The organism is Actinomadura sp. NPDC000929 (assembly GCF_040492065.1).
Taxonomy (GTDB): Bacteria; Actinomycetota; Actinomycetes; order Streptosporangiales; family Streptosporangiaceae; genus Spirillospora; species Spirillospora verrucosospora.
Genome location: NZ_JBEUPA010000010.1, coordinates 18379 through 45081, shown reverse-complemented (window position 1 = coordinate 45081; position 26703 = coordinate 18379). Strand labels below are relative to the sequence as shown.

Below are 26703 nucleotides of genomic sequence, written 5' to 3'. Positions count from 1 at the left end.
GGCTGACCTGGGGGAACTCTGTGTTCGCTCGCCGCGTTTTCGGCAGGGGAGGCAGATGACCAGGGGTTCGGGGGCCGGGGCGCAATGGTGATCCTGCTTTCGTTGGTGCTCGGGGTGCTGGTGATCCTGGGGATCACCGGGGTGACGGGGTACTTCGTCGCGCAGGAGTTCGCCTATATGGCCGTGGATCGGTCCAGATTGGCGGCTCTCGCGGGGGGCGGGGACGGTGCCGCCCGGCGGGCGCTCGGGGTGACGCGGCGGACGTCGTTCATGCTGTCGGGGGCGCAGCTCGGTATCACGGTCACCGGTCTGCTGGTCGGGTACGTCGCCGAGCCGCTGGTCGGGCGGGCGTTGGGGGACGTGCTCGGCGGCGTCGGCGTGCCGGACGCGACGGGGATCGCGGTGGGCACGGTGCTGGCACTGGGGCTGTCCACGCTGGTGCAGATGCTGTTCGGGGAGCTCGTTCCGAAGAACCTGGCCATCGCGCGGCCGGAACCGGTGGCGCGGGCGCTGGCACGGTCCACGCTGGTCTACCTGAAGGTGTTCGGGTGGCTGATCCGGGTGTTCGACCAGTCGTCGAACCTGCTGCTGCGGCTGCTGCGCATCGCGCCGGTGCACGACGTCGAGCACGCGGCCACCGAGCGGGACCTGGCGCGCATCGTCGCCGAGTCGCGGCGCAGCGGCGACCTGCCGCCGGAGCTGTCCATCCTGCTCGACCGCATCCTGGACTTCCCGCGGCGGGACGTCGAGCACGCCATGATCCCGCGCTCCCGCGTCGACACGGTGGCGGTGCGCCAGCCGCTCGGCGAAGTCCGCCGCGCGATGAGCGCCGGGCATTCGCGCTACCCGGTGCTGGACGGCGGGCGCGTCGCCGGTGTGGTGCACCTCAACGACGTCCTGGCCGCCGGGACGGAGGGGACGGCGGCGTCGGTCATGCGGCCCGCGACCGTGCTCGCGACCCTCATGACGCTGCCGAAGGCGCTGGACGCGCTGGCCGGCGCGGGTGACGAGCTCGCCTGCGTGGTCGACGAGTTCGGCGGGTTCGCTGGGATCCTGACGCTGGAGGATCTCGCCGAGGAACTGGTGGGCGAGATCACCGACGAGCACGACGTGGCGGAGGCCGGGCCCGCCGCGGTCGCCGGGTCCGACACCTGGATCGTTCCCGGCGACCTCCACATCGACGAGGTCGAGCGCACGCTCGACCTGAGGCTGCCCGAGGGCGACTACGAGACGCTGGCGGGGCTGGTCATCGCCGTCCACGGGGCGCTGCCCGAGGTGGGGACGACGGTCGAGGTCGCGCTGCCTCCGGAGGCCGCCGATCTGGTCCGTGACGACGAGCCGCCGGTCCGGGTCCTGGGGGCCGAGGTCCTGGAGGTGGAGCACCACGTGCCCTCGTCCGTCCGGTTGCGGGTGAGCGCGGAATGACGGCGAACCCGTGGGCGGTGCTCGCCGCGACCGTCGCCGTCATCGCCCTGAGCGCCTTCTTCGTCGCCGTCGAGTTCGCGCTCATCGCGGCCAGGCGGCACCGGCTGGAGGACGCCGCCCTGACCAGTCCGGCCGCCCGGGCCGCGCTGCGCAGCGCCTCCGAACTGTCCGTCCTGCTCGCCGGGGCGCAGCTCGGCATCACCGTCTGCACGCTCGCGCTCGGCGCGATCACCAAGCCGGCCGTGCACCACTGGCTCACCCCGCTGTTCGAACACTGGGGGCTCGCCCTGTGGCTCGCCGACGCGGCCGGGTTCGTGCTCGCGCTGGTCGTGGTGACGTTCCTGCACCTGGTGGTGGGCGAGATGGCGCCCAAGTCCTGGGCGATCGCCCACCCCGAGCGGTCGGCCACGATGCTGGCGCTGCCGATGCGCGGCTTCATGAAGCTGACCCGGCCGCTGCTGTCCGCGCTGAACTCGGCGGCGAACTGGTGCCTGCGCAGGGTCGGCGTCGAGGCGACCGACCAGGTCGTCTCCCGCCAGGACCCCGAGGCCCTGCGCCACCTGGTCGAGCACTCGGCGAACGTCGGGGCGCTCGACGCGGGTTACTCCGCGCAGCTCACCGGCGCCCTCGACCTGCGCGAGCTGCGGGTGGACGACCTGGTGAAGCCCGGGCTGGCGGCCGTTCCGCCGGACGCCACCGTCGCCGATGTCCAGGCCGCCGCACTCGCCTCCGGGCATCTGCGCATCCTGGTCGGCGGGCCCGGCACCGCCTGGAAGGTCGTCCACGTCCGCGACACCCTGACCGAGCCGGAAAGCGCGGGCATCCGCCGTCTGACCCGTCCTGCGCTGCTGTTCCCCGCGGGTACGCCCGTCTACGCCGCGCTTTCTCGCATGCGCGAGAGCGGTAATCAGCTCGCCCTGGTGACACGCGGCGGCGAGATCCTGGGTGTCGTCACCATCACCGACGTGCTCCGCCGCCTCTTCTCGCGTCCGCCGTTGACCGGCCCCGGGGGTTCTCCGTCGTCATGAGATCGATGGGGTGTCCGGCAAGGCGGGTTTTCTGTGGAGTACCAGGAGGGCTACGTCGTCTGCCAGCTTGCTGTGGGCGTACTGCTCCAGGTCGTGGTGGACGGTAGGAGCGATTTCGGCGGGGGGCAGGTGCTCCCAGCGGGACAGGCGCTCTTCCAAGGGGTAGAAGGCGCCGGACGGGTCGCGGGTCTCAGTGATGCCGTCAGTGCATAGGAGGAGCGTGGAATCGGTTGGGAAGTTGAACGGTGTGACGGTTCGTGGTTCTGGGTTGAGGGAGGCTAGGCCCAGCGGCAGGGAGGCCTCTCCTAGGTGAATCTGGCCCGTCCCTTGCTCGGACAGCAGGTAGGGCGGGATGTGGCCGCAGTTGATGGCTTGGGCGGTCGTTTCCGAGCCGATGTCCAGGATGAGGGCTGTGACGAATCGTTGTTCCTCGCCTGTCTGGGCGACGAAGGAGTTGTGCCGCAGAACCGAGTTCTCCAGGGCGTCCACGACGGCGGTCAGCGTCGGCTCTGCCAGGGCCGCCTCGCGGAACGAGTTGAGCACCGCGAAGGCCGCGCTGATGGCGGGAAGGCCCTTGCCCTGGACGTCGGCGATGAGGACGCGGCTGCCGTAGGGGGTCGGCATGGCCTCGTAGACGTCGCCGCCGACCATGCTGTCCTCCTCGACCGGCTCGTACAGGCCGTGGACGACGAGTTCGGCGGTGGCGAGGGGGAACGGGCGCAGGATATGGCGCTGCAGGGCGGCGGCCGCGGAGCGGAGCCGGCTGATCTCCTTTTCCTGGCGGACGCGGCGGACCGCCTGGACGACGCTCAGGCCGTCGAGCGCGAGAGCGAAGATGATCACGCTGGCGGTGGCCGCCGCGCTCGGCAGCGGGCGGCGGATCAGCGAGCCGATGATGACCAGGACCGTCCAGACGGAGGCGACCGCGGTCTGCCGGACCGTCCCGCGGCCGGCGATCAAGGTGGGCAGGAAGACCAGGAACGGGGCCAGGCCGGTCTCCCTGCCGAGCGCGACGCCGGTCACCGCGAGGGCCGCGGTGATCCCCACGAGCCATCCCGTCACGACCCGCCAGGTGAGGCCGCCCTCGCGCGTGACGGCGTTCGCACCGTCCGGATCCTCCGAGATGCCCATCTCCCGCCCCGTCGAGAGCCGACCCTTCCGTGATCATTAGAACACGGAGGGTGGCCAACGGGGTCACGGTCGCCCGACGCGGCGGTCCGGGGCCGACGTGGCGCCGCGTCGGCCCCGGACCCGCGCCGGCGGCTACTCCGCGTAAGGCTGGTCGGCTCCCTGGGCGCTGTAGCCGAGGCTCCAGATGTAGCCCTCGGGGTCGGCGAAGGTGCCGCCGTACCCGCCCCACGGCAGGGCGCCGGCGGGCTTGAGGATCGTGGCTCCGGCCTTCTCGGCCTCGGCCATGACCTCGTCGACGCGGGCCTCGCTGCGGACGACGTAGGTGAGCACCAGCCCGCTGAAGCCGCTGCCCTCCGGGCTCGTCCCGACCTGGTCGGCGAGGCCCTCGCGGCCGTAGAAGCCGACGGGCGAGGCTCCGTCCGACTCGAAGAACACCGAGATGCCGTAGTCGTTCTGGATCTTCCAGCCGAGGCCCTCGGTGTAGAACCGCTTGGCCCGGTCCATGTCGCGGACGGCCAGCAGAATCGAACTCACGTGCGCCTTCATGTCATGTCCCCTCGTGTGCGTGGTGGGTGCCGCGGGCGGCGGTGAGCCGCTCCGCTGCCCGCTTGCATGAATCACGCTACGTAGGGACCGGGGGTGAGCACTTCTCGATTCCTGATCGATCCTCTCGGGTGCTTTCAGGGGGTGTGGAGGTCCAGGGCCGCGCGGATTATCGAGTCCGTGTCGATGCCGTGGTGGCGGTGGACGTCCTCTATGGAGCCGGACTGTCCGAAGGCGGTGACGCCCAAGGTGGTGCAGGGGACGTTGTTCACCCCCGACAGGAAGGCCAGGGTGTGGGGGTGGCCGTCCAGGACGGTGACGAGCGGGGTGGCGCGTGAGGCGGGGAACGCCTGCTCCAGGATCCAGTTCGGGCCGTCGTCCTGGCCCTGGCGGGAGCGGAGGGCCCGGAAGAGCAGGCCGGGGCTGGTCACGCAGACCACGTCGGTGCCGACGCCGGCCTGCTCCAGGCGGTCGGCGGCGGCCAGGGCCTCGGGGACGAGGGCGCCCATCGCCGCGAGGGTGACGTCGGGACGGGCGGAGCGGCGCAGCGGGTAGGCGCCGGCGATCACCTGGCGGCGGCGGCGCTCGCGGGCGGCCGGGTCGGCCGGGACGTCCGCGAGGGTCTGGTCGACCGGGCGGGTCGACAGGCGCAGGTAGGCGGAGCCTCCGTCGGGGCGGCCCAGGCGGGCCATGCTCGCCAGCAGCGTCCACTCGGTGTCGAGGACGAACGCCGGCTCGTAGGCGACGCAGCCCGGCTGCTCGACGCCGATGGACGGGGTGACGATGGACTGGTGAGCGCCGCCCTCGGGGGCCAGCGTGACCCCGGAGGGAGTGCCGATCAGGATCGACTGGCCGCCGGCGTAGATGCCGAACGACCAGGGTTCGAGCGCGCGACCGACGAACGGGTCGTACAGGACGCCGATCGGCAGCAGGGGACGGTTCCAGCGGCTCCAGGTGGCGCCGAGTTCGCCGAGGAGGCCGACCAGGTTGGTCTCGGCGATGCCGAGCTCGATGTGCTGGCCCGCCGGGCCCTCCCGCCAGTGCAGGATCGTCTCGCCGTCGTCGGCGAACCAGTCGCGGCGTTCGGCGGTCGACCAGACGCCGACCTTGTTCACCCAGCCGCCGAGGTTGGTGCTGGAGCTGACGTCCGGGCTCACGGTGACGACGCGGGCGGCGGCGTCGGGCGCCTCGCGGGTGAGGTCGAGCAGGAGGCGGCCGAGGGCGGCCTGGGTGGTGGCGGTGCCCTTGGGGGTGCGGCCGATGTCGTCCGGCACGGCGGGCGGGGCCTGCGGCGCGGCGGGGGGACGGGTGGCGGACCGGCGGGTGGACCGACCGGCGGGCCGACCGGGGCACCGAGCGGTGGCCCGAGCGGCGGGCCGGGCAGCGGGTCGGGCAGTGGCCCGGGGAGTGGCTCGGGCAATGGCCCGGGCGGTGGCGGAGGACCGCAGGGCCCGTCGGGCGCCGACCCTTCTTCCAGCGTCCCGCCGTATGACGTTCCCGCTCCCGACTTTTCCTCCATCGGAGGGAATGGCAGTCAGCCGCCGCCCTACCAGCCCCCCGATTCTGGTTCCTCCTCGAGCGGAGGTACCGGGTACTCGCCTCCGTCCGGGGGCGGTGGCCCGAGCGGCAGCAGCGGAAGCGGAAGCGGTCCCAGTGGCAGTTCGTAGCCGAAGGAATGAGGTGGAGGCGGCGTGACGTCCGACTACCGTGAACCCACGTACGGGAACTGGCGGAAGCCGGTGTCCCCCGGAATCGGGCGGCTGGGACTGGCGGGCACGCTGATCCTCATGGTCGGGCTGATCGTCATCACCCTGATCGCGACGTTGTCGCTGATGCTGGCCCTGCTCGGCGCCGTCGCGCTGGGGGTGGTCATGCTGCCGCTCGTCATCCAGGACGCGCATGGGCGGACCGCCCTCCAGTCGCTCACGGCACGGGTGACCTGGTGGTCGGGCCGCTCCCAGGGGTGGCACCTCTACCGTTCGGGACCGCTGAGCGTCGTCCCGCACGGCACGTGCCGCCTTCCGGGGCTGCTCGCCCAGTCCCGGCTGGTGGAGGGCCGCGACTCCTACGGGCGCCCGTTCGCCCTGGTCGTGATCCCGTCCACGAAGCACTACACCGTGGTGTTCGAGTGCAACGCCGAAGGTGCGGCGCTGGTCGACCAGACCCAGATCGACACGTGGGTCTCCCACTGGGGGCAGTGGCTGGCCTCGCTGAGCTACGAGCCGGGGCTGGTCTCCGCGAGCGTGACCATCGAGACGGCCCCCGACACCGGGACCCGCCTCCGGGAGGAGATCTACGCCAACACCGACCCGAACGCGCCCGAGCTGGCCCGGCAGGCCCTGGACGAGATCGTCTGGAACTACCCGGTGGGCAGCGCGCGGGTCTCCACCCGCATCGCGGTCACCTACGCGGCCCTGCCGCAACTCGGGGGCAAGCGGCGCGACCAGGACGCGATGGTGCGGGAGGTCGGGATGCGCATTCCCGGACTGATCTCCGGGCTGGCGATGACCGGCGCCGGATCCGCCCGCGCGCTGACCGCGAAGGAACTCGCCCGCGCCGTGCGGATCGCCTACGACCCGGACGCGCAGAAGGTCCTGGAGGCCGCCGAGGACCAGGAGATCCGCTGGGAGGACGCCGGGCCGGTCGCGGCGCAGGAGTCGTGGGACCACTACGTCCACGACAGCGGCTGCTCCATCACCTGGGGCATGTCGGAGGCGCCGCGGGGCGAGGTGCTGTCCAACGTGATGACGGGGCTGGTGGCCCCGCACCACGACATCGCCCGCAAGCGCGTCACCTTCCTCTACCGTCCGCACGATCCGGCCTCCGCGGCCCGGATCGTGGAACGGGACCGCCGGGACTCGCGCTTCCGCCTCGACGGCGCCTCCAGCGCCGCCCGGAACGAGATCGACGTGATCAAGAGCGACCAGTCGGCCCTCGAGGAGGCCAGGGGAGCGGGAGTGATCCGGTTCACCGTCCTCATCACCGCCACCGTCCGCTCGGCCGAGGAGCTCCCGGTCGCGGCGGCGGCCGTCGACACCCTCACGGGCCCCGCGCGGCTGCGGCTGCGGCAGATGTACGGGTCGCAGGCGTCGGCGTTCGCGGCCGCCCTTCCGCTGGGCATCGTCATCCCCGACCACCTTCAGGTGCCGGCTCTGGTGCGGGAGGCCCTGTGAAGCGCCCCGCCGAACCGGTCCCCGGAGTGGTCGGAGAGCTCCTCGCCGAACAGGACGGCGAGAAGGGCAAGAAGAGCAAGAAGAAGAAGGAGAAGAAGCCCAGGCCCGAGCTCAAGCCCGGGTTCCGGGGGTTCTCCCGCCGCGGCGGGGGCCGGGCCTCCTACGTGGAGATGCCGTCGGAATGGCGCGGGACCACGGTCCAGGTGTGCGGGCTGTGGCCGTTCGGGGCCGGGTCGGGAACGCCGATGGTGGGGGTGCCGCTCGGCCGCGAGCTGACCACCGGCGCGGCGCTGTGCTGCGACCCGATCTCGTGGTTCCAGCGGGCGAACCTGATCCACAACCCGTCGGCCCTGGTGCTGGGCAAGCCGGGGCTGGGCAAGTCGACGCTGATCCGCAGGATGGTGGTGGGGCTGGTCGGGCAGGGGGTGTTCCCCATGGTGCTCGGCGACCTGAAGCCCGACTACGTCGACCTGGTCCGGGCCATGGGCGGGCAGATCATCAAGCTCGGCCGCGGGCTCGGCTCGCTGAACGTGCTCGACCCGGGGGCGACGGCGCACGCGGCGGCCAGGCTTCCCGGGCCCGCGCGGGCCAAGCTGATCGCCGACGCGCACGGCCGCCGGCTGAACATGGTCAGCGCGCTGGTCACGCTGCTGCGCGGCGCGCCGATCGCCGACACCGAGCGCACCGTTCTGAACGCCGCCCTGCGGGTGCTGGACGAGCGCCACAGCGGCGTGCCCGTCCTGCCCGACCTCATCAAGGTGATCGACGACGGGCCGGAGCGGCTGCGCGCGGTGACCCTCGCGCGCGGGGACGAGGCGCGGTACCGCGCGGCCGTCGACCCGCTGCACGCCTCGCTGCTCGGCGTCCTGGACGGTCCGATGGGCGAGACGTTCGCGCACCAGACCACCACCGCGATCGAGCTCGACAATCCGGGCGGCGTCTGCATCGACATCAGCGGGATCGACGACGCCGACGCCGAGCTGCAGGCCGCCGTCCTGCTGGCGTGCTGGTCGGACGGGTTCGGCTCGATCGAGGCCGCGCACGCGCTGGCCGACGAGGGGCTCGAACCGCAGCGGCACTTCTTCGTCGTCCTGGACGAGCTGTGGCGGGTGCTGCGGTCCGGGCGCGGCCTGGTGGACCGGGTCGACGCGCTCACCCGCCTCAACCGGCAGCGCGGCACGGGGCAGGTGATGATCACGCACACCATGGCCGACCTGCTGTCGCTGAGCGACCGCGCCGACCGGCTCAAGGCCAAGGGCTTCGCCGAGCGCGCGGGCATGGTGATCTGCGGCGGGCTGCCGCAGGCGGAGATGCCGATGGTGAACGAGGTGGTCCGAATGTCCTCCATCGAGGAGCGCATGATCATCGACTGGTCGACGCCGCCGTCCTGGAACCCCGAGCTGAAGCGGGACAGCGAGCCCCCGGGACGCGGGAGGTTCCTGGTCAAGGTCGGCGGCCGCCCGGGCATCCCGTTCAAGGTGGAGCTCACGTCCGTCGAGCGCGATGTCAACGACACCAACAAGCGCTGGACCAACTCGACCACGAGGCCTCCCGCCCAAGCCGTCTGAGGGCTGTTCGCCCGGCCGGCCGTGGAACATCCTTGTACCGGCGTGGTGATGCGCGGCGGATGTGAGGGAAGCCGTGGCGAGACGGACATGGTTGAGGGGCGCGAGCGTCTACCGGCCGCCGCCCGCGCCGACGCTCGTGGACCCCGCCACGTCCGCGGCGGCGGACGGCGTCCCGGAGGAGTGGGCGGTCGGTGACCGCATCCTGGACCTCTACGAGGTCCGCGAGCTGTACGGCGACGGCGGCATGGGGCTGGTCTACCGCGTCCGCCACCTCGGCTGGGACATCGACCTGGCCGTCAAGTGCCCGCGCCCCGGCATGCCGGCGAGCGAGGACCTGGTGCGGCTGTTCGTCCAGGAGGCCGAGACGTGGGTGGCGCTGGGGCTCCACCCCAACATCTGCACGTGCCACTACGTGCAGACGCTGGGCGCGGTTCCGCGGGTCTTCGCCGAGTTCGTCGACGGGGGAAGCCTGCGGCATTGGATCCGCGGGGGACGCCTGTACGAGGGCGGCCCGCGGGCGGCGCTGGAGCGGATCCTGGACGTGGCGATCCAGACCGCCTGGGGCCTGGCGCATGCGCATCGCCTCGGCGTGGTGCACCAGGACGTCAAGCCGGCCAACGTCCTGCTCGACTCGGCCGGGAACGCCAAGGTGAGCGATTTCGGGCTGGCGCGTGCCGGCGAGCTGATGACGGAGCGGTCGTCGGCGGAGCCGGGCGACGGCACGCTTCTGGTCACGACCGGGGGACTGAGCCCTGCCTACGCCTCGCCCGAGCAGGCGGCCCGGCGTCCCCTCGGGCGGCGCGCGGACGTGTACAGCTTCGCCGTCAGCGTGCTGGAGATGTTCACCGGCCGGGTCCGCTGGCGCCTGGGCCCGGCCGCGGCGACGGGCCTCGCCCGCTACCTGGACGGCCGGAATCCCGGCGCGCCCATGGACGCCATGCCCGCCGGGCTCGCCGGCCTGCTGGCCCGGTGCCTGCGCGAGGAGCCGGAGCACCGGCCGCGGGGCATGGCCCCGGTCGCCGAGGAACTGGTCTCCCTCTACGCGGCGGAGTTCGGGACGCCCTACCCGCGGGCCCTGCCCAGGACGGCCGGACTGCGCGCCAACGAGCTCAACAACCGGGCGCTGTCGCTGCTCGACCTCGGGCGGCCGGAAGAGGCGGCGGCGGCCTTCCGGGAGGCGCGCGCCGCCGACCCGCGCCATCCGGAAGTGATCTACAACTCCGGCCTGCTGCGCTGGCGCGCCGCCGGCGTCACCGACGCCGACCTGACGGCCGAGCTGGAGTCGGTTCGCCGCGACGATCCCGAACGGGTGGGACGGCTCCTCCGCCTGGTCGAGCGCGAGCGCGGTGACACCGAGGTCCGCGAGGAGCGCGGCGCCGACATCGAGGCGGAGGTGGAGGAGGACGAGGAGGACACCGAGTTCGAGGCGGAGGTCGAGGACGACGTCGAGTTCGACACGATCGGAACCGAGACCGTCTTCGCCCTGTGCCCCACACCCGACGGCCGGCACATCGTGGGCGCGGGTTCGAGCGGGTGCCTGCTCGTCTGGGAGCTGGACACGGGCCGCCGCGTGCGAACCATCCCGACCGGCAACTGGGTGATCTCCCAGATCCGCGTGACCCGCGACGGGCGGCACGCGCTGGTCGGGAAGGACAGCCTGCAGGCGTGGGACCTGGTCACCGGCGAACGCACCGGTCCCTGGCGGGGGAGGAGATCGGGAACGGACGCGATCTGCCTGACCCCCGATGGAGCTTTCGCCCTGACGGCGGGTCGGCGCGACTCCATGCATCTCTGGGAGGTGGCCACGCTCCGGCGAGTGCGCACGTTCCCTGGGCCGCGGGACGAGAAGGGGCACAGCGTCATGAACGCGGTCTGCGTCAGCCCCGACGGGCGCCATGCCCTGTCCGCGTACGGCGGTCCCCTGCTGTGCCTGTGGGATCTGGTCACGGGGCAGACGGTCTGGAAGACGGAGATCCCGGATGAGATGGACGGCCGCCTCCTGCACAACGCGTCGCTGGTGCACGTCACCCCCGACGGCCGGCACGCCGTCGCGGCCTTCCCCCGGGGCGTCGTCGTCACGCTGGACATGGCCACCGGGCGGATCACGCACACGTTCGCCGATCCCTCGTCCCCCGCGCTGAAGAAGATGTGCGTCACTCCGGACGGGCGCCATCTGCTGATGATCGACGGCGTGCTGCGGCTCTGGGAGCTGGAGACCTGGCGCTGCGTCCGGACGATGAGCGCCCCGCCCGATCCGCGGAGTGCCTGCGTGGCGCCGGACGGCCGCCGCGTCGTGATCGGGCCCGATCACGGTCGGCCGCGAGTCCTGGATCTGGGGCGGCGGCGCCCGGCCCCGCTGCAGATCTGCCGCCCCCGTTCCCACGGCGAGCTGAGCGGGCTCGACTCGCACGTCAGGGCGCAGGTGGCGGAGGCGGAACGGCAGATCGGCGCGCGGCGGTACACCAAGGCCGCGGCCACGCTCGAACGGCTCCGGAGCACGCCCGATCTCGGCGGCAGCGCGCCCGCCCTCGACGCATGGCACAGACTCGCGCTGGTGTCGGCCCGTGTCGGGGTCCGGGCGTCATGGCATCTGGGGACGCTGGCTGCCCATGCCGGGCCGGTGACGTGCCTGGAGGTCACGCCCGACGGCGAACGGGCCGTGTCGGCGGGCGCGGACGGTGCCGTGCGGGTGTGGGACGTCGCCGCGAGGCGCCTCGTGCACCGACTGGTCGAGGAGAGCCCGGGCGTGCGCGCCCGCCTGACCCCGGACGGGCAACGCTGCGTCACCGCGTCGACGGGCGACGAGCTGAACGTGTGGGACCTGTCCGCCGGGCGGCTGGTGCGCACCCTGCGGACCGGCGCGTCCGGGCGCGGGCGGCTCATCGCCGTGTGCACGAGCCCGGACGGCCGCCATGTCGTCACGGCGGGAGCCAGGGAAGGGGGCGGCGAAGAGGTACGGCTGTGGAACATCGAATCCGGCCGCACGACGATTCTGCACGGCGGCCGGGAGGGCGGCCCCGGTGTCCCCCCGGCCTGCGACGTCACGGCGCTGACCGTCACCCCCGACGGCCGCCATCTGATCATCGGTGGCTGGAACGATGTACGGGATCTCTTCGGCGACGCCGAGGCCACCGCGACGAGCTGGGTGGACGACGCCGCGGGCGTCAGCATGACCCGGGACGGCCGCCACGTCCTGAGCGTCTCCCCCGGTACCTACCCCTCCGGGGACTCCGTGCTTCTCCTGCATCCCCTCGGCGACCTCTCGATCGAGGCCTACGGGACCGGGGTCACGGCCGCCTGCGCCACGGTCGACGGGCGCTGGGGGCTGACCGGGTCCGCGAACGGAGCGGTGACCATGTGGGATCTGCGCCGGCCGGGCGGCGGCGAACCCCACCACGTCCTGTCCGACGGCGGGAGCGAGGTCGCCCTGGTGCGCGTCACCGACGCGGGCCGGCACGTCCTCGCCGCGGGTCTCGACGGCACGGTGCGCGTGTGGGAGCTCGACTGGAAACTGCGCGTGCGGAACCCGGCGGACTGGGACGACCGGGCACGGCCGTTCCTGACCGTTTTCCTCACCCTCCGCAGTCTGGAAGGACGGGACGCTCCCGAGTGGACCGAGGACGAATTCGACGCCCTCTGCCGCGAGCTCCGGTACGCCGGATTCGGCCGGCTCCGCCGGTCCGGGGTGAGAGCGGAACTCGACCGCATGGCCGAACGCTGGAACGGCCCGCCCAAGCCGAGATTCGCATGGGATCGGGATCGGACGACGTGACGGCTGAATTGCGGTGATTCCACTAGGATCTCGCCATCACGGTCGGGGGAGGGCGCCGAGATGAGCGGACGCGAGCTCAGCGGGACGCTGGCGGTGCGGCGGCACTGGTGCCGGCCGGACGAGCCCGTTCTGCTGTGCCTGTACTGCCATGGCGCCGCCCTGCGCTTCGACGTGGACGGCCACGACTGGCGGGGCATCCCGGGCGGCGCCGGACGCGCCGTGCTGAACGCCGTCGGAGCCGGTGTGGACTCGGCGTTCCGCGAGGACAGCCTCACTCCGCCGGCGCTGGTGGTCTTCGGCCCCGGCGGGGGCATGGCCGCGCGGGTGACGCTCCCCGACTCCGCGGAGACCCGCTACCTCGTCCTCACCCCGTACCGGATCGGCGTCGTCGCGATGATGCCTGGCGAGGCCGCCGAGTCCGAGGCACGGCGCGAGCCGCAGGCGGGGGTGCTGTCGCGGGCCCGCAGGATCGCCGCCGGGGCGGCGGAGCTCGGGCGCTCGCTCGCTCGCGACCATCCCTACCCACCGGGCGAACCGGTGCCGCTGTCACGCGTCGCGGGCCTCGCCGAGATCCCGGCGGCGCACATCGCGCACCTCGGCCTGGACCGGCGCAAGCTGCCCTCCGGGTTCCGTCCCCGCAAGGTCCCGGTCCTGCGGATCGGGCTCCACGACGGTTCCGGCTTCGACGTCACCGCACCGGACGACGAGGCGGCGGGCCGGCTCCTCCACCTCGCCACGCAACGTTCCTGACGGGCGATCACATGCCGCGCAACGAGCAGAGGCTGTACGAGATCGCCCGCGCGCACTGGTGCGCGCCCGGCGAGAGGCTGGTCATGGGCGACCACGCGGCCGGGCACATCGGCGCGACGGTGCGAGGGCTGAGCACGGCCCCGGCCCCGTCCGCCGTCGCGGACGGCTCGTCCGTCCCGGACCCGTCCTGGCCCCTGCCGACCGATCCGGTCCGGACGGGCCGGTTCTGGTACGACGAATGGGCCGACGACCCGGTGATCTGGGGGTGGGCGCACGCGCCCGGACCGGACGCGGCGGCGGCCGCCGTCGCCGGCCACATGACCGGCTACGCCGACGAGGCGTGGCTGCTGCTCACGGACCGGCGGCTCGCGGTGTCCGTGGAGTCGCGGTTCGCGCGCCCCTCCGGTCGGCCGGGCGGGCTGCGCGGTCGCGTCCGCGGTGCTCGGGGCGATGACTCGGGCGATTCCACCGCGCCCCTGACGACCTGCTGGGAGATCCCGTTCGCGGCGGTCCGCGGATTGCGGGCGGTGCCCCTCGGCCGCACCCCGCAGCCGGAATGGTTCATCCGGATCGACTTCACCGACGGGTCGGCGTTCGACTTCCGGCCCCGCCGCGGCGCCAAGGCCCCGGAGTACGTCGCGTCGGTCTACTCGGGCCTGGCCCCCAGGCCCTGAACCCCGCGTTCATCCGAAACCGGAACCGCCCCAGGACCCAGCCGTTTTCCGCTGGAAGGTCGTAATGCCATTCAATCCGGCCGGTTTCCCTATTGGCCTACCGGGCAAGCCGGGTTGTCCAGCGGAAACCGGTGGTCCATTGGCCTGGGGCGCCTCCCGAACCTGATCACGATCTGGTCTGCGGACGGTAAGAGTCTTGTCGGTTTTATGGCCTTTTTGTATGTTCACTCCCACCGGGGGAAGTCCGTTGTCCCGCCGTCCGCCGCCGACTCGGGATCCGGGCCGGCGACGCCGGCCGCCGATCTCCCGAGGAGACGCCATGTCCGAGGTCAAACGCCGCGATCTGCTGGCCGGGGCCGCCGCCCTCACCGGTTTCGCGACCGCCGGCCTGCTCCCCGGCACCGCCGCCGCCGCGACCCGGCAGCGCCCCGGTGCCCTCCGGCCGCCCTCCCTCACCGCCGGTGACAGGGCCGTGGTCGCCCGCGTCGACGCCCGCCGGGCGCTGCGGCACCTGAAAGTGCTCAGCGACGAGATCGGCTGGCGCATCGCCGGGACGCCGTCGGAGCACCGGGCCGCCCGCTACATCGCCGGATGCCTGCGCGATCTCGGCTACAGGGTCGAACTCCAGCCCTTCCCGGTCGCCGACAAGTACCTGGCCGAGATCCGATCCAAGGGCGAGCGGGTCTGGCAGTGCAGCGCCTCCCCGCAGGGCGCCGTCGCCTCCGTGGACGGCACGGTGGTGGACGTGGGCCGGGTCACCGAGGTCACCGGTGACGTGCGCGGCGGCCTGGTGCTGTTCGACCGGATCCCCGGCATGGAGACCGAGCAGGCCAAGGCCGCCGCGAGCGCGGGCGCCGCGGCGGCCCTCATCGTCAACGCGCGCTCGGTCACCTACCCGGAGCGCAAGGCCGGCGCCTTCGTCCCGACGCTGAAGGAGACGGTCGCGATCCCGGTGCTGGGCCTGGCCGAGTACCACGGCGAGCGGATCCGCGCGGGCGCCCGGCGGCTCTCCTTCGAGATCACCCACCATTCGGGGCTGACCTCGTACAACGTCCTGGCCGAGCGGAAGGCGACGCTGCCCAACCCCACCGGCAAGGCCGTCATCGTCAGCGCCCACTACGACACCGTCCCGGGCTCGCCCGGCGCCAACGACGACGGCAGCGGAACCGTGCTGTGCCTGGAACTGGCCCGCGTGCTGAAGCGGCTGCCGACCCAGCAGGCGGTCCGGGTCTGCCTGTGGGGCTCGGAGGAGTCCGGCCTGGTCGGAGCGCGGCACTACGTGAAGCAACTCGACGCGGAGGGCGTCGGGCAGATCACGGGCTGCTTCCAGAACGACATGGTCGCCACCAGCCATCCCCCGGCGGGCACGTACTGGCTGCTGTCCGTGGACGGCGCGGACAACACCACCACGGCCGCGGTGAACGCCGCCGCGGCCCGCCTCGGCTACTCCGACCAGACCAAGGGCCCCACCGCCCGGGGCTCCAGCGACCACGAGGCCTTCTACGAGCGCGGCATACCGGCGGGCAACTTCAGCTGGCGCGGCGGTGAGGCGCCCAGCCAGCTGGAGCCCGTCTACCACACCCCCGAGGACACGATCGCCCAGAACGTCAGCCTGGAGCGGTTGCAGGTGTCCCTCGAACTGATCGGCTGCGCCCTCTACGACGTCGCCCGCCGCAAGTAGCCCGCGCCCGCGAAGGCCCCCGGGTTCAGCCTGCGGGCGATCCCGCGCGGGCCGGCGCCCCGGCGGCCCCGCCCTCCCGGTCGGCGGCCGCCGGGGCGGAGGCCGGTCCGGCCTGCCGTCCCGGCGCCTTGGCGTTGACGAAGACGCCCGCGACCAGTGCGGCCAGCAGGATGATCCCCGCGGAGGTCCAGGTCGCCACGGAGTAGCCGTGCACGGTCGCCTCGGCCAGCGCGGCCCTCACCTGCGGCGTCCGCTGGGCGAGGTCGACCTCGTGGCCGGTCAGCCAGTCCGCGGTCGCGCTCGCCGCGATCGTGTTGAGGAGCGCGGTGCCGACCGATCCGCCCACCTGCTGCATGGTGTTGAGGGTCGCCGAGGCCGCCCCCTGCTCGTGCGGGGCGACGCGGCCGGTGGCCGTGGACATGGCCGCCATGAAGGTGACGCCCATGCCGAGGCCCATCATGCAGATGCCGGGCAGGACGCGGCCGGGGTACGTGGCGTGGACGTCCATGGAGGCCAGGACGGCCAGCCCGCCGGCGGCCAGCGCCAGGCCGGGGATGATCAGCGCCCGGACCGGCACCCGGGGCAGCAGCCGCACCGAGATCTGCGTGGAGCCGATGACCATGCACACGGTCATCGGCAGGTAGGCCGTGCCGGTCTTCAGCGGCGACCACCCCTTGATGCCCTGCAGGTAGAAGGTCAGGAAGAGGAAGACGCCGAACATGGCGACGGTGACCAGGGCCATCGTCAGGTAGGCGCCCGCCCGCTGCCGGTCCTTGACGATGTGCAGGGGCAGCAGCGGCGTCCGGGCGCGGGTCTGCCACAGGGAGAACAGCCCGAGGACCAGCACGCCGCCGATGAGCAGGGCCAGCACCCGGGGGTCGTCCCAGTCCCGGGACTCGGCCTCGCTGAAGCCGTAGACGATGGACAGCACGCCGGCGGAGCCCAGCGCGGCGCCGAGGACGTCCAGCTGCGCACCGGCCTTGCGGCCGGGGTCGTCGAGCAGCACGACCGCGCCGAGCACTGCGACGGCCGCCACCGGGGCGTTGACGTACAGGCACCAGCGCCAGTCCAGGTACTCGGTCAAGAGGCCGCCGAGCAGCATGCCGATCGCGCTGCCCGCGCCGGCGATGGCGCCGAACACACCGAACGCCCTGCCGCGTTCGCGCGGGTCGGTGAAGGTCGTGGTCAGCAGGGACAGCGCGGCGGGGGCCAGCAGCGCGGCGAAGACGCCCTGCAGGGCGCGGGCGGCGAACAGCATGCCGGGGCCGGTGGCGGCGCCGCCGAGCGCGGAGGCCGCGGCGAAGCCGAGCAGGCCGGTGATGAAGGCGCGCCTGCGTCCGAACAGGTCGCCGAGGCGCCCGCCGAGCAGGAGCAGGCCCCCGAAGGCGAGGGTGTAGGCGGTGATGGCCCACTGCCGGTTGCCGTCGGTCATGCCGAGGTCGCGCTGGGCGGACGGCAGGGCGATGTTGACGATGGTCATGTCCAGCACCACGATCAGCTGGGCGAGGGCGATGACCACCAGCCCCCACCAGCGGCGGGAGCTCGAACCGGGTGGAGCCTCCGTCGTGGTGCCGGAGCGGGTGGGGATGTTCTCGGGTGAGGCCGTCTCGGCCATGTGGCGGATGCCTTCCACTCGTATCGCGAGCCGCCCGGACCGTTCGCCGCGCGGCGTCCTGACGAACACGAGACGCCGCCGCACCGGCCCCCGTAACAGCGGAGGCGATGTGACGTAGGCCACCCGAGCGCGGGTGTTACAAAACGGCGGGCTGCGACGTCCAGTGCACGAGGCAGGGGTGGCAACGCACAGTCAGGAGCCGGGGATGAGCGAGCGCACGGAACGGACCGCGGGGACAGCCGAGCCCGCGACCTCGGTGGACTCCGCCACCGAGGTGTTCGTCGTCCACCGCAACCTGCTGTTCACCGTCGCCTACGAGATGCTCGGCTCGGCCGCCGACGCCGAGGACGTCCTGCAGGAGACCTGGCTCCGCTGGGTGGACGTCGACACGGCCACCGTGCGGGAGCAGCGCGCCTACCTGGTGCGGATCGTCACCCGGCAGGCGCTGGACCGCCTGCGCGCGCTCGGCAGGCGCAAGGAGTCCTACGTCGGTCCGTGGCTGCCCGAGCCGCTGCTGACCACGCCCGACGTGGCCGAGGACGTCGAACTCGCCGAGAGCGTCTCGATGGCGATGCTGCTGGTGCTGGAGACCCTCGCGCCGACCGAGCGGGCGGTGTTCGTGCTGCGCGAGGTGTTCGGCCTCGGCTACGACGAGATCGCCGACGCCGTCGGCAAGAGCCCCGCCGCGGTCCGCCAGCTCGCCTACCGGGCGCGGGCGCACGTGGCCGCGCGCCGACCGCGCGGCGTCGCCTCCCCGGACGAGACCCGAGCGGCGCTCCTGGCCTTCCAGCGAGCGGTCGAGACCGGCGACCTGCAGAACCTGCTCGACGTCCTCGCACCGGACGTCGTCGCCCTGAGCGACGGCGGCGGAGTGAGGCACGCCCTGCCGCGGCCCGTCTCGGGCGCGGAGAACGTGGCCCGCCTGCTGGCCGCGGGCTGGTGGAAGCGCGACGCCGAGAGGTCGGTCGAGCTGGTGCAGGTCAACGGCGGCCCGGGGCTGCTCGTCCGAGTCGACGGCGAGGTCGACGGCGTGTTGGCGGTGCGGGTCGAGGGCGGCTGCGTCACCGGCGCGTACCACGTGCGCAACCCGGAGAAACTGTCGCACGTGGACCACGAGACCGCCCTGAGCCGCTGAGGCCGGAACGTCCACGGCCCACCGTCCCGGAGATCGCGGAGTGGGCCTAGCACTACCCCCATTGGCGTCCTGCCCCTACGGCCCGAGGGCCGCCTCCGGCCCGAGCATGGGTGTCATCGGCCCCCGGGAAGCGCCCGGCTCCGGCCGCACGAAGGGGAGATGGACACATGAGCGGGTCCAGGACTCGAACCACGGCGCTGTGCGCCGCGCTCGCCCTCGCCGGGACGCTCGCCCCGGCGATGCCGGCCCACGCCTTCGCCGGGCACCGGCCCGCCGCCCAGAGGATCCGGTCCTCCGGGACCACGGAGCTGACCTCCGGCTGGGCGATCCGATCGTCCGCCGACACGGACGACACCGGCGCCGAGATCTCCATGCCGGACTATTCGACCAAGGGGTGGCTGCCGCTGTCCCGGCCCCAGACGCTGATGGCGGGCCTGCTGGAGAACGGCCGGTACCCGAACATCTTCCACGACGACACCATGGCGAAGGTCCCGGCCAAGCAGTTCGACGTGAACTGGTGGTACCGCGACCAGCTCACCGTCCACCCCCGGAAGGGCGGCCGCACCTTCCTGGTGATGAACGGCGTCTCCGGAAAGGCCGACCTCTGGATCAACGGCAAGAAGATCGCCGGCGGCGCGCAGCTGCAGGGCTCCTACGCCCGGCTGGAGTACGACATCACGCCCTACGTCCGGGACGGGGCGAACGCCATCGCGCTCGACGTCTCCCGCAACGACGCCGACATCACCAAGTTCGACACGCCCATGCGGTACCTGACCCAGAACCAGGTCGACTGGAACCCGATGGCGCCCGACCAGAACACGGGGCTCCAGTACGCGCCGCAGATCGTCCAGGAGGGCCCGGTCTCGGTCCGCAACCTGCACGTCCTGCAGGACAACGCCCGCGACCTGTCCACCGCCGACCTGACCGTCAAGGCCGACGTGCGCAACAACACCGGGTCGGCTCAGCGGGTGGTCGTGTCCGGCGCGGTGACGCGCGGCTCCGCCCGCATCGCCTGCAAGACCACGGTCACGGTGCCCGCGCACGCGACCCGCACCGTCGCGATCGGCAAGGCGGACTGCCCCGGCCTGCACCTGGTGCGCCCGGCCGTGTGGTGGCCGTACCAGATGGGCGCCCAGCCGATGTACCACCTCGCGCTGAACGCGTCCGTGGGCGGAACGGTGTCCGGCGCCGCCGCCGAGGACTTCGGCATCCGGACGGTGACGTCCCGGCTCACCAAGCCCGTCCCCGGCAAGACCCACGGCAAGGACGGCTACCGGCAGTTCATCGTCAACGGCAAGCCGCTGGTCATCCGCGGCGCCGGATGGTCGCCGGACCTCTTCCTGCGCTACTCCCCGTCCAACGTCTCCGACCAGATCTCCTACATCCGGAACATGGGCCTGAACGCGGTCCGGTTCGAGGGCAACTTCCCGCCCGACGACATGTTCGCCCAGCTTGACAAGGCCGGCGTCCTCGCGATGCCGGGCTGGCAGTGCTGCGCCCTCTGGGAGGGCAAGTCGTCGACCTGGTCGGACGACGTCAAGGCCAACGCGTCCAACCAGGCGGGCACGATGGCGGAGCGGCTCCGCGACCACCCGAGCGTCTTCACCTTCTTCCAGGGCAGCGACGACGCGCCCGACCCGGAGAAGGAGGCCCTCTACCTGAAGGCGTTCGAGCGGGCCGACTTCCGGCTCCCGCAGGTCGCCGCGGCGGAGTACAAGGCGTCGCCCAAGCTCGGCCCCGCCGGAACCAAGGAGGGCGGCTACAACTACTTCCCGCCCAACGCCCTGTGGAACAACAGGCGGGAGACCGTCAACACCGACGACCCGACGCTCAGCATGACCGGCAGCGCCTGGGGATTCGACACGGAGGTCAGCACCGGGAACACCATCCCGACGCAGGACTCGCTGAACCGCTTCCTCCCCCCGGACGAGCAGAAGAAGATCTGGGACCCGGCGACCGCGCAGGGCCAGACCGCCGGCCAGGACATGTACCACACGTTCTTCTACTCCGACTACACGCGCCTGTCCCGGATGGGCGTCTACAACACCCCGCTGTGGCACCGGTACGGCCCCTGGAAGGACGCCGCCTCCTACCAGAAGACCGTCCAGCTCGGTCAGTACGAGGTCACCCGCGCGCAGTTCGAGTCGTACGTCGGCAACTCCACCGACAAGGCGAACCCGAGCACCGGGATCATCTACTGGATGCTGAACAAGGCGTGGCCGTCGCTCCAGTGGAGCATGTACGGCACCGACTTCGACCAGCCGGGCGTCTACTTCGGCGCGAAGAAGGCCAACGAGCCCCTTCACGTCATGTACTCCTACGACGACGGCTCCGTCAAGGTCGCCAACCTGACCGGCGCCCGGCAGGACGGCCTGCGCGCCACCGCCCAGATCATCGACCTCGACGGCAAGGTCCGCGCCACCGCCACCGCGCCCGTCGGGGCGCTGGGCAGCCAGGACGTCCGGACGGTGCTGCGCCCGAAGGTCCCGGCCGGGATCTCCACGACCTACTTCGAGAAGCTCACCCTCACCCGCGGCTCCGAGGTCGTCAGCCGCAACGTGTACTGGCTGTCGACGAAGGCCGACAAGGTCGACTGGCCGAAGACGCACGCGCCCGGCCAGTACACCCCGTCCAACGGGTTCGCGGTCTTCCAGAAGGACGGCTACGCCGACCTGACCGGCCTGCGTTCGCTCGGGTCCGCCGACATCAAGGTCGAGGCCGCCACCCACCGCGAGGGCCGCGAGATGGTGACGAGCGTGACCGTCCGCAACGTCGGCCACGGCGGCACTCCCGCCCTGTTCACCCGGGCCGACCTGTTCGCGGGCGGCAAGCAGGTGCTGCCGATCCGCTGGAGCGACAACGACGTCACGCTCTGGCCCGGCGAGGAGCAGACCATCACCGCCCGCTACGCCGCCACGTCCGCCAAGCCCGACGTCCGCGTCAACGGCTTCAACGTCCCCACTCAGACCCGCCACGCCGGCTGACCGGCAGAACGAAGGCCGGACGGGGCCCCGCCCCGTCCGGCCTTCGCGCGTGCGCTACCGGGAGGTCATGGACCGGCCCTGGCAGAGCGCCGTCTGGACGGCTCTCTTCATGTCGTCGCTCTGCGCGTCCGAGCCGCCCGGGTCGAGGTTCACCATGACCGTCGCCTGGCTGCCGCCGACCGTGGCGCCGCTCGCGGTCTCGTACCCGAAGACGTCGCCGCCGTGCCCCCAGTACAGGCCGCCGCAGGGCAGGGGCCTGCTCTCCAGGCCGAGGCCGTAGGCCCGGCCGTCCGGGGCGCCGGTCGGCCGCGTCCTCATCATCTCCCGCAGCTGGGCCGGGCGCAGCAGCTCGCCGCCGACGAGCGCGCCCAGGAACCGGTCCACGTCGCCGCCACTGGAGATCATCCCGCCGGACGCGCCCGCGACCGAGGGATTGAACGCGGTGAGATCGACGAGCGGCGCGTCCCGGCCCGGCCGCACGTACCCGCGCGGGTGCGGTCCGGGGATCGCCGAGGCGTCCCCCGGCACGGACGTCCCGCGCAGGCCCAGCGGGGCGATGACGCGCTCCTGGACCTCCTCGCCCCAGGTGTGGCCGGTCACCTTCTCGATGAGCATGCCGGCCAGCAGGTAGTCGGTGTTGGAGTAGCTCCAGCCGGTGCCCGGCGCGAAGACCGGCGGACGGGCGAGCGCGAGGTCCACCAGGTCGCGGGTGTCGTGGTGGGCGAGCGGATCCTTGAGGATCTCCTGCGGGTCCAGGGAGGCGAGGTAGTCCGGTACGCCGCTGGTGTGCTGCAGCAGCCGGCGGACGGTGATCTTCCGCCCGGGGTCGCCATATCCGCGGAGGACACCGGGCAGATACCGGTCCACCGGCGCGTCGAGCGAGACGCGGTGCTCTCCCACCAGCTGGAGCACGACCGTGGCCACGAACGGCTTGGTCATGCTCCCGATCCGGAAACCGCTGTCGCGGGGGACCGGCGCCTGGCTGTTCACGTCCGCGACGCCGCTGGTCAGCACCGTGCTGCCGCGCTGCTCCCGCAGGTGGAGGAGCGCTCCGGGGCCGCCGTCGACCGTGGTCAGCCGGTTCAGAAGCCGGCGCAGCTCCGCCTGGTCGGCGGCGCCGCCGACTCCCGCGGCGCCGTCGGCCCGCGACGTGCCGGTGCCGGTCAGCGCGCTCACCGCGACACCGGCCGCCACGGCCAGGGTGATTGCGCCGCGCAGCGCACGCCTCTGCTTGATCATGTTCGCTCCCTGAGTTCGGTGGTGACGGGTGGTCGCGTCCGGCTAGGCCGCCGCGGAGGCCTTGGCCGCGCGGTGCGCCGGAATGGACTGCCTCTGCTCCCGGGTGTGCGGGAAGAGGGCGAGCCAGATCAGGGCCGCACCCGCCGGCAGAAGGTCCAGGTCGGCCGTGATGACCACGAAGGCGAGGACGACGAGGACGGGGCTCGCGGCGACCGGCGCGCGCCGGGGGCCGACGACCGCGTGCTGGACGAGCAGCGCGGTCAGGCCCAGCATGAAGAGCACCGGCCCGATCTCGTAGAACGCCTGGGGGAGCACGGCCGGAACGTCCGCGTACCGGTCGGAGAGCGCGCTCTTCTCGGCGGAGTCCGCCGCCCGCAGGCCGACGACGATGTCGATGATCGCGACTCGGACGAAGGTGACCAGCCCGACGGCGGCCATCGCGGTGAGGGCGCCGGCGGTGACCCGGCGCGCCCTGCCGCCCTCCGCGACCGGCATGCGCCGCCACAGGCCCGCGATCACCGCCCCGTACAGGAGCAGCGACCCCAGGAAGAGCAGGTGGCCCACCGTCCAGGCGGGGCCGGGCCCGTGCCGCCCGTCGCGGCCGTCGATCAGCCGGACGGCGCCGTAGGCGAGCATGAGGGCGGGGGCGAGATGGAAGGCGATCCTGGTCATGAGCGGTTCTCCCGGAGGTCGAGGCTTGCGTCCCTGCGTTCTCGATCTTCAGGGAGGGCGGTGGTCCGGGGGATCGCCGTCGCGAGGGGTCTTCGGGCTTCGGTGATGCGGGGGAGAACCGGGGTGCGGCTCCCCCGCGCGAGGGAGCCGCACCTTCAGGAGGGCTCGATCAGCCGGGTCTCGTACGCGGCGATGACGGCCTGGGTGCGGTCGCGGATGCCGAGCTTGGCCAGGACGTTGCTCACGTGGGTCTTCACGGTGTGCTCGCTGACGACCATGGCCGCGGCGATCTCCGCGTTCGACAGGCCGCGGCCCAGCAGGCGCAGGGTCTCGCGCTCCCGCTCGGTCAGGACCGACAGGCGGTCGGAGACCGCCGCGCCGGCGCGCGGGCGGTTGCGCGTGATGTCGGAGATCAGGCGGCGGGTGACGGTGGGCGCGAGCAGCGACTCCCCGGCCGCCACCACCCGCACCGCGTGCACGAGGTCGTCGCGGCGCACGTCCTTGAGCAGGAACCCGCTCGCCCCGGCGTAGAGCGCGTCGTAGACGTAGTCGTCCTGGTCGAACGTGGTGAGCATGATCACGCGGGTGCGGGTCCCGGCGCACACGGCCTTCGCGGCCTCGATGCCGTCCATGCCCGGCATGCGGATGTCGAGCAGCGCGACGTCGGGGTCGTGCTCGCCCACGGCGGCGACCGCGGCGGCGCCGTCCTCCGCCTCGCCCACCACCTCGATGTCGGGCTGCGCGTCCAGGATCATCGCGAAGCCGGTGCGGACGAGCTCCTGGTCGTCGGCGAGCACCACCCGGATCACGCGGCCACCGCCGCGGCGCAGGGCAGCGTCGCCGAGACCCGGAACCCGCCGCCCGGCAGGGGACCGGCCTCGGCCGTGCCGCCGCAGGCGGCGGCGCGTTCACCGATGCCGATGAGGCCGTCGCCGCCCCGCCGCCAGCCCGGGTCGGCCCCGGCCCGGCCCCGCCCGTCGTCGGTCACCGTGATCTCCAGTTCGTGGTCGGTCCAGCGGAGCAGGACCTCGGCCGTCCGCGCGCCGGCGTGCTTCACCGTGTTGGTCAGCGCCTCCTGTACGATGCGGTACGCCGCCAGGTCGGCGTCGGCGGCCAGGCCGCGGCGCACGCCCTCGACCGTGAGCCGCACGCGGACCTGGGTGCGGTTGACGTGCTCGACCAGGCCGGGCAGCGCGCCGATGGTCGGCTGAGGCGCGCGTACGCCGTGGTCCTGCTCCTCCTTCAGCACGCCCAGCGTGCGCCGCAGCTGGGTCATCGCGTCCCGGCCCGCGTCGGCGATCGCGTCGAAGACCCGTTCGGCCTGGCCGGGATCGGTGTGGACGACCACCGGACCGGCCTCCGCCTGAACGACCATGAGGCTGACGGCGTGCGCGAGCACGTCGTGCATGTCGCGGGCGATGCGGGCCCGTTCCTCCGCCGCCGCCCGCGCCGCCTCGGCCTGGCGCTCGCGTTCGAGCGCCTCGCGTTCGCGTTCGAGCTGCGCGGAGCGTTCCACCAGCGCGTTCGACCGCTCCCGCGCGGTCCGCGCCAGCGTGCCGAGCAGGAACGCCGTCATGGGGAGCAGCAGCGTGAACATGAACTCGCCCGCGTCGTTGTTCTTCACGAGCAGCGCGCCGGGCGGGATGGACGCCACGATCACGCCGATGAAACCCCACCTCTGCCAGCGGTGCCGTCCCAGGTCGGCAAGGGTGTAGATGGCCACCAGCGCGCCGTACTGCAGCATCTGGCCCGGCCGGTGGTGCAGCGACACCCCCATGGCGAAGCACGCGACCACCAGCGCGATCGCGAACGGCGCCCGGCGCCGCCACACGAGCGGGACGACCGTGCCGAGGTTGAACACCACTCCGAGCGGCGTGACCTCCGGCGCCGTGGCGAACGGCACGAAGACCGGGACGGCGACCGCCGCGGCGACCAGCACGTCCACCAGGCGGCCGCCCTCCCCAGGCCGCCGCCGCAGCCACCTGGGGAAACCGAAACCGCGCAACCGATCTGACATCCCCCCAGTATCGGCCGCCGCACGACACGTCCACCTCGCTCGCACGACGGATCTTCACAACCTCCGACGCCGCGACATCGCCGCCCGGCACCTGTGACTCCGTCGAAGGACTACGGCCGAGAACCAAGGCTCGAAGACGAGATCAGCGCGGGGCAGGTAGCGGCGGTGTGCCCAGCCGGTAGGGCATGAGCTGCAAGTGGACGTCGTGTTGGAGCGCGTAGGCGGAGACGTCCACAAGTCTGAGCTCGCTGCGTTCACGCAGTGCCTGCACCTGTGCCCACGACAGGCTGCCGTTTGCGGCGAGCGCCGTGGAAAGGGCGTGGTGCCCGCTGGGCGGGATCGTCCGGTCGATCAGGTCACGTTCCGTTCGGAGACCCGCGACCGACAGCCACCCCCAGCCGTTGCGGTGTGCCATCGACCGTGCCGCCCGCGCCTTGGCGCGGTTGATGCTCAGAGCGATCTCCCACAGAGGCTTGACCTCGATGAGCACTGTCCGCCCGTCGTCGGTGACGATCAGAAGGTCGGGGTGGTACCGCCGCGCCCTCGTTCCGTAGTGGTAGTCGACGACGCAGGGCTGTTCCTGGAAGTAGGCGATTCTCTCGCAGTGCTCAAGGGCGTCGATGACGTTCCGCTCCAACCCCGATTCGAAGGCCACCTTGCGGCCGAGCTTGGTGGACGGATAGAGGCCGGCCAGCTCGTCCATCTCGATCCCCCGAGAGGCGCGCAGGCTGTCACGGGAGGGCGGGGAACTTAGATCCGCAGGCCAGTGCGTGTGCGCAAGCCACCTTGCGACCCACCGCTCCGCACGGCCGCCTTCCGCTCTCTGATCGGCCTTGGCGGACGCGCTACGGGCACTGGCCCGTTGAAGAGCAAGGGCTGCGATCCGTGTGGCGTCGGCTCGGTAGAACCCGGCAGCAGCCAGCAGCAGCGGCAGGCTGGTCCGCTGACTTACGGTGAACGTCGTAGCAGCCAGCTCGTAGATTCGGTCGGCGAACTCCTCGTCTGAGCCGTCGCCGCCATGCCGCTCGAGCAACGTGGCGAGGGAGGCCCCCGGAGTGCCCGGCTGCCGAGCCCGACGGACCAGCCTGCCGGCCGCCTTGTTCTGGAGCTGGCGCACGCGTTCGCGTGAGACCCCGAGGTGATCTCCGATCGCCTGGAGAGTGCGGGCGTCTCCTCGCAGCCCCAACCTCGCTGCCATGATCTCGCCCAGCCGCCGGTCGGGAAGCCCGGACAGGGCCTCGGCCACGAGGCCACCCAGCTCTGCGGCGAGATCGGATTCGGCAGCGGCGTCCTCAG

The 26703-nt window shown here is 72.6% G+C and carries 19 protein-coding genes; 10 read left to right on the top strand and 9 right to left on the bottom strand.

Annotation, left to right across the window (positions count from 1 at the left end):
* Positions 1–84: 84 nt before the first annotated feature.
* Positions 85–1425: a hemolysin family protein gene (locus ABWI04_RS06115; protein ID WP_353831714.1), complete on the top strand. Its 1341-nt coding sequence runs from the start codon at positions 85–87 to the stop codon at positions 1423–1425.
* Entirely contained in the window at positions 1422–2453 is a 1032-nt protein-coding gene (locus ABWI04_RS06110) for a hemolysin family protein (protein ID WP_353831713.1), read from the top strand. The genes ABWI04_RS06115 and ABWI04_RS06110 overlap by 4 nt, the downstream gene beginning before the upstream one ends.
* On the opposite strand, the gene ABWI04_RS06105 is transcribed toward ABWI04_RS06110, so the two are convergent.
* The 3 genes from ABWI04_RS06105 to ABWI04_RS06095 form a co-directional block, all read right to left on the bottom strand.
* Complete coding sequence (locus ABWI04_RS06105) at positions 2448–3584, bottom strand: PP2C family protein-serine/threonine phosphatase (RefSeq protein WP_353831712.1); 1137 nt, start codon at positions 3582–3584, stop codon at positions 2448–2450. The two genes, ABWI04_RS06110 and ABWI04_RS06105, sit on opposite strands and share 6 nt — an antisense overlap.
* Positions 3585–3716: 132 nt before the next feature.
* Positions 3717–4118 (bottom strand): VOC family protein, encoded by a 402-nt coding sequence (locus ABWI04_RS06100; protein ID WP_345182643.1) that lies wholly within the window; start codon positions 4116–4118, stop codon positions 3717–3719.
* Between the two features lie 146 nt (positions 4119–4264).
* Positions 4265–5401 carry a transketolase-like TK C-terminal-containing protein gene (locus tag ABWI04_RS06095; protein ID WP_353831711.1) on the bottom strand — a complete coding sequence of 379 codons (1137 nt, stop codon included), beginning with the start codon at positions 5399–5401 and terminating at the stop codon, positions 4265–4267.
* A 417-nt stretch (positions 5402–5818) separates the two neighbouring features.
* Between ABWI04_RS06095 and ABWI04_RS06090 the strand changes: the two genes are divergently transcribed.
* From ABWI04_RS06090 to ABWI04_RS06065, 6 genes are all read left to right on the top strand, one after another.
* Entirely contained in the window at positions 5819–7300 is a 1482-nt protein-coding gene (locus tag ABWI04_RS06090) for an SCO6880 family protein (protein ID WP_345179644.1), read from the top strand.
* Positions 7297–8868, top strand: coding sequence for a putative type IV secretion/conjugal transfer ATPase (locus tag ABWI04_RS06085; protein ID WP_353831710.1), 1572 nt, complete (start codon positions 7297–7299; stop codon positions 8866–8868). Before ABWI04_RS06090 ends, ABWI04_RS06085 begins: the two co-directional genes overlap by 4 nt.
* Before the next feature lie 73 nt (positions 8869–8941).
* A complete protein-coding gene (locus ABWI04_RS06080) occupies positions 8942–12640 on the top strand; it encodes a WD40 repeat domain-containing serine/threonine protein kinase (RefSeq protein ID WP_353831709.1) in 3699 nt (1232 codons plus the stop codon).
* 60 nt (positions 12641–12700) lie between these two features.
* Positions 12701–13390, top strand: a complete 690-nt coding sequence (locus ABWI04_RS06075; RefSeq protein ID WP_353831708.1) for a hypothetical protein — start codon at positions 12701–12703, stop codon at positions 13388–13390.
* A gap of 11 nt (positions 13391–13401) precedes the next feature.
* Complete coding sequence (locus tag ABWI04_RS06070; protein ID WP_353831707.1) at positions 13402–14064, top strand: hypothetical protein; 663 nt, start codon at positions 13402–13404, stop codon at positions 14062–14064.
* Positions 14065–14383: 319 nt separating this feature from the next.
* Positions 14384–15745 carry a M20/M25/M40 family metallo-hydrolase gene (locus ABWI04_RS06065; RefSeq protein ID WP_353831706.1) on the top strand — a complete coding sequence of 454 codons (1362 nt, stop codon included), beginning with the start codon at positions 14384–14386 and terminating at the stop codon, positions 15743–15745.
* A gap of 25 nt (positions 15746–15770) precedes the next feature.
* Here the strand turns inward: ABWI04_RS06065 and ABWI04_RS06060 are convergent, their stop codons facing one another.
* A complete protein-coding gene (locus ABWI04_RS06060; RefSeq protein ID WP_353831705.1) occupies positions 15771–17360 on the bottom strand; it encodes an MFS transporter in 1590 nt (529 codons plus the stop codon).
* Between the two features lie 205 nt (positions 17361–17565).
* On the opposite strand from ABWI04_RS06060, the gene ABWI04_RS06055 reads away from it, so the two are divergent.
* Together ABWI04_RS06055 and ABWI04_RS06050 are read left to right on the top strand one after the other, a co-directional pair.
* Positions 17566–18495, top strand: coding sequence for an RNA polymerase sigma-70 factor (locus ABWI04_RS06055; RefSeq protein WP_345179658.1), 930 nt, complete (start codon positions 17566–17568; stop codon positions 18493–18495).
* 167 nt (positions 18496–18662) lie between these two features.
* Positions 18663–21479: a glycoside hydrolase family 2 protein gene (locus ABWI04_RS06050; RefSeq protein ID WP_345179659.1), complete on the top strand. Its 2817-nt coding sequence runs from the start codon at positions 18663–18665 to the stop codon at positions 21477–21479.
* Positions 21480–21533: 54 nt separating this feature from the next.
* Here the strand turns inward: ABWI04_RS06050 and ABWI04_RS06045 are convergent, their stop codons facing one another.
* From ABWI04_RS06045 to ABWI04_RS06025, 5 genes are all read right to left on the bottom strand, one after another.
* Positions 21534–22718, bottom strand: coding sequence for a serine hydrolase domain-containing protein (locus ABWI04_RS06045; RefSeq protein ID WP_353831704.1), 1185 nt, complete (start codon positions 22716–22718; stop codon positions 21534–21536).
* A 42-nt stretch (positions 22719–22760) separates the two neighbouring features.
* On the bottom strand, positions 22761–23390 hold the full coding sequence (locus ABWI04_RS06040) for a hypothetical protein (RefSeq protein ID WP_353831703.1): 630 nt from the start codon (positions 23388–23390) through the stop codon (positions 22761–22763).
* Between the two features lie 155 nt (positions 23391–23545).
* Positions 23546–24199 (bottom strand): response regulator, encoded by a 654-nt coding sequence (locus tag ABWI04_RS06035; protein WP_345179664.1) that lies wholly within the window; start codon positions 24197–24199, stop codon positions 23546–23548.
* The gene (locus ABWI04_RS06030) at positions 24196–25407 is read right to left on the bottom strand and encodes a sensor histidine kinase (RefSeq protein WP_353831702.1); all 1212 of its coding nucleotides are present in this window, start codon (positions 25405–25407) and stop codon (positions 24196–24198) included. Before ABWI04_RS06030 ends, ABWI04_RS06035 begins: the two co-directional genes overlap by 4 nt.
* Before the next feature lie 142 nt (positions 25408–25549).
* Complete coding sequence (locus ABWI04_RS06025; protein ID WP_345179668.1) at positions 25550–26653, bottom strand: TnsA endonuclease N-terminal domain-containing protein; 1104 nt, start codon at positions 26651–26653, stop codon at positions 25550–25552.
* Between the last annotated feature and the right edge of the window lie 50 nt (positions 26654–26703).

Bases quoted from the DNA above. Each gene is read 5' to 3' on its own strand.
- ABWI04_RS06115 (WP_353831714.1), top strand. From the start codon at position 85: ATGGTGATCCTGCTTTCGTTGGTGCTCGGGGTGCTGGTGATCCTGGGG.
- ABWI04_RS06110 (WP_353831713.1), top strand. From the start codon at position 1,422: ATGACGGCGAACCCGTGGGCGGTGCTCGCCGCGACCGTCGCCGTCATC.
- ABWI04_RS06105 (WP_353831712.1), bottom strand. From the start codon at position 3,584: ATGGGCATCTCGGAGGATCCGGACGGTGCGAACGCCGTCACGCGCGAG.
- ABWI04_RS06075 (WP_353831708.1), top strand. From the start codon at position 12,701: ATGAGCGGACGCGAGCTCAGCGGGACGCTGGCGGTGCGGCGGCACTGG.
- ABWI04_RS06070 (WP_353831707.1), top strand. From the start codon at position 13,402: ATGCCGCGCAACGAGCAGAGGCTGTACGAGATCGCCCGCGCGCACTGG.
- ABWI04_RS06065 (WP_353831706.1), top strand. From the start codon at position 14,384: ATGTCCGAGGTCAAACGCCGCGATCTGCTGGCCGGGGCCGCCGCCCTC.
- ABWI04_RS06060 (WP_353831705.1), bottom strand. From the start codon at position 17,360: ATGGCCGAGACGGCCTCACCCGAGAACATCCCCACCCGCTCCGGCACC.
- ABWI04_RS06055 (WP_345179658.1), top strand. From the start codon at position 17,566: ATGAGCGAGCGCACGGAACGGACCGCGGGGACAGCCGAGCCCGCGACC.
- ABWI04_RS06050 (WP_345179659.1), top strand. From the start codon at position 18,663: ATGAGCGGGTCCAGGACTCGAACCACGGCGCTGTGCGCCGCGCTCGCC.
- ABWI04_RS06045 (WP_353831704.1), bottom strand. From the start codon at position 22,718: ATGATCAAGCAGAGGCGTGCGCTGCGCGGCGCAATCACCCTGGCCGTG.
- ABWI04_RS06040 (WP_353831703.1), bottom strand. From the start codon at position 23,390: ATGACCAGGATCGCCTTCCATCTCGCCCCCGCCCTCATGCTCGCCTAC.
- ABWI04_RS06030 (WP_353831702.1), bottom strand. From the start codon at position 25,407: ATGTCAGATCGGTTGCGCGGTTTCGGTTTCCCCAGGTGGCTGCGGCGG.